The organism is Delftia sp. ZNC0008 (genome assembly GCF_000799035.1).
Classification (GTDB): Bacteria; Pseudomonadota; Gammaproteobacteria; order Burkholderiales; family Burkholderiaceae_C; genus Comamonas; species Comamonas tsuruhatensis.
Genome location: NZ_JTKZ01000310.1, coordinates 1 through 2,090, shown reverse-complemented (window position 1 = coordinate 2,090; position 2,090 = coordinate 1). Strand labels below are relative to the sequence as shown.

Sequence of the window (2,090 nt, the reverse complement as noted above, 5' to 3'; positions counted from 1 at the left end):
CCGCGTCGAAGGCATTGCCTCCCTCATTGCATCGCTGCACCGCCAGGGAAGGCTTTGAATGTCCAGCCGGCACGCCCCCACAAGACTAAATACCGAGAGAGAATCCATGCCCCATACAGATCGCGTCAAATGCTTGATCGTCGATGACATCGCCGAGAACCTGATCGCCATCGAGGCGCTGCTGCAACGCGACGGCATCGAATTCCTCAAGGCCCAGTCCGGCCCCGAGGCGCTGGAGCTGCTGCTCAACCACAGCGACGTGGCCCTGGCCCTGCTGGATGTGCAGATGCCCGAGATGAACGGTTTCGAGCTGGCCGAGCTGATCCGCGGCAGCGAGCGCACGCGCCATATCCCGCTCATCTTCATGACGGCCGGCTCGCGCGAGCACAACTGGCAGTTCCGTGGCTATGAGAGCGGCGCCGTGGACTTCCTGTACAAGCCCATCGATCCCCACATGCTGACCACCAAGGCCAATGTGTTCTTCGAGCTGCACCAGCGCAAGCAGGCACTGGCCCATCAACTGCAGGAACGCACCGAGGCGCTGCGCATCAACGAGATGTTCATGGCCGTGCTCAGCCACGACCTGCGCACGCCGCTGCAATCCATCAAGGCCGCCGCCACGTTGCTCACGCGCCAGCCCGATACGGGCAAGGTGGCCAGCATGGCCGAGCGCATGCTCAGCAGCAGCCAGCGCATGTCGCGCATGATCGAGGACCTGCTGGACGTCACCCGCATCCGCCAGGCGGAAGGCCTGCCGCTGTCACCGCGGCCTACCAGCTTGCAAGTGCTGCTGCAGCGCACGCTGCAGGAAGTGGAGACAGGTTTTCCGCAGCGGCGCCTGGACAGCGAAATGCTGGGCAATCTCGATGGCACCTGGGATGGCGAACGCCTGTGCCAGGTGCTCACCAATCTGGTGGGCAACGCCATGCACCATGGCGATCCGGCGCAGCCTGTGCAGGTGACGGCCGATGGCAGGCAGGACCATTGCGTGGTCATCACGGTGCGCAACGGCGGCACCATTCCTGCGGAGCTGATGCCTACCCTGTTCAACCCGTTTCGCGGAGGAGAGCGCAAGCCGGGCCAGCACCAGGGCCTGGGCCTGGGGCTTTTCATCGCGCACCAGATCGTGCGTTCGCACAACGGGCGCATCGATGTGCACTCCGCCGATGGCGTGACCAGCTTCAGGGTGGAGTTGCCGCGCGAGATGGCAGCGGGAGGCTCCAAGGCCGTGCTGTGACGGCGGGAGCCGATGGACCGGCAGGCCGGTCTCGGGAAAATGGGCTCAGTGGACGGGCCTGGTGTGCAGCGCTTCCTGTATGGAGTCCAGCAGCGTTTCCAGGTCCTCGATCTCGAAGGGCTTGAGCAAGGTCCGCACCTGGGGACCCCAGGCGGCCGGGTAGGGCCCCAGGTCGTAGCCGGAGCACAGGATGATCCAGCGCTGCGCATCGGCCTGCAGCAGCTGCCGCGCCAGATCGGTGCCGGACAGGCCCGGCAGACTGACATCGGAGACCACCACGTCGAAAGGCTGGCCCGCATCCAGTTCCAGGGCCTGTTCGGCAGTGGCGCAACTGGTCACGAAACGGGATTCGCTCTCCATCAGCAGGCCAATGGTTTCTCGCAGGTCGGCATTGTCTTCAACGTACAGGATTCGCATATCTCTTTGTTGCAGTGCGTCATGCTGCTATCAAAAAGGCAGCATGGACGAGGGCTGATCATCCACACCCGCCGCCCTCCATCACGTAGGACAGCATGCAAACTTGGTCGACGGTTGCCTTCTGTGCGTGCCAGGCGATGGATTGTGCAATACAAAGGCAAGTCCCACGAACGGCCTGTGCGATCTCAAGTCCGGGCAGTGGGCAGGGGATCCAGCACATGCCTTTGCACGGGCAGGAATTCACCGGCCTGCCGCGAATAGTCCCAGCGCGTGAGCTGCCGGCGCCAGTCCTGGCCTGTGGCGCCATCCCGATGCTCCAGGGTGAACAGGCTGTTGGGCGCATGGGCGCGCAGCCGCACCGAGACCGCGGTGCCCGCCTGCGCTGCCCACAGCCCGGGCAGGGGCTGGACCAGGCCGGGGTCATGCCCATGGCCCG

Annotated in this window: 2 protein-coding genes and 1 pseudogene; 1 reads left to right on the top strand and 2 read right to left on the bottom strand. The window is 64.6% G+C overall.

Annotated features, from left to right (window positions below; all coding sequences use genetic code 11):
* Positions 1-106: 106 nt before the first annotated feature.
* Complete coding sequence (locus tag L995_RS10330) at positions 107-1,237, top strand: hybrid sensor histidine kinase/response regulator (RefSeq protein WP_047471420.1); 1,131 nt, start codon at positions 107-109, stop codon at positions 1,235-1,237.
* Positions 1,238-1,282: 45 nt separating this feature from the next.
* Here L995_RS10330 and L995_RS10325 read toward each other — a convergent pair whose 3' ends face one another.
* Both L995_RS10325 and L995_RS10320 read right to left on the bottom strand, forming a co-directional pair.
* On the bottom strand, positions 1,283-1,654 hold the full coding sequence (locus L995_RS10325; protein WP_016446967.1) for a response regulator: 372 nt from the start codon (positions 1,652-1,654) through the stop codon (positions 1,283-1,285).
* Positions 1,655-1,839: 185 nt separating this feature from the next.
* A pseudogene (locus L995_RS10320) lies at positions 1,840-2,090 on the bottom strand (metallophosphoesterase); the annotation flags it as partial.

What these genes read in the sequence shown, in the direction of transcription:
- L995_RS10330 (WP_047471420.1), top strand. Translation starts at nt 107, where the DNA reads ATGCCCCATACAGATCGCGTCAAATGCTTGATCGTCGATGACATCGCC.
- L995_RS10325 (WP_016446967.1), bottom strand. Translation starts at nt 1,654, where the DNA reads ATGCGAATCCTGTACGTTGAAGACAATGCCGACCTGCGAGAAACCATT.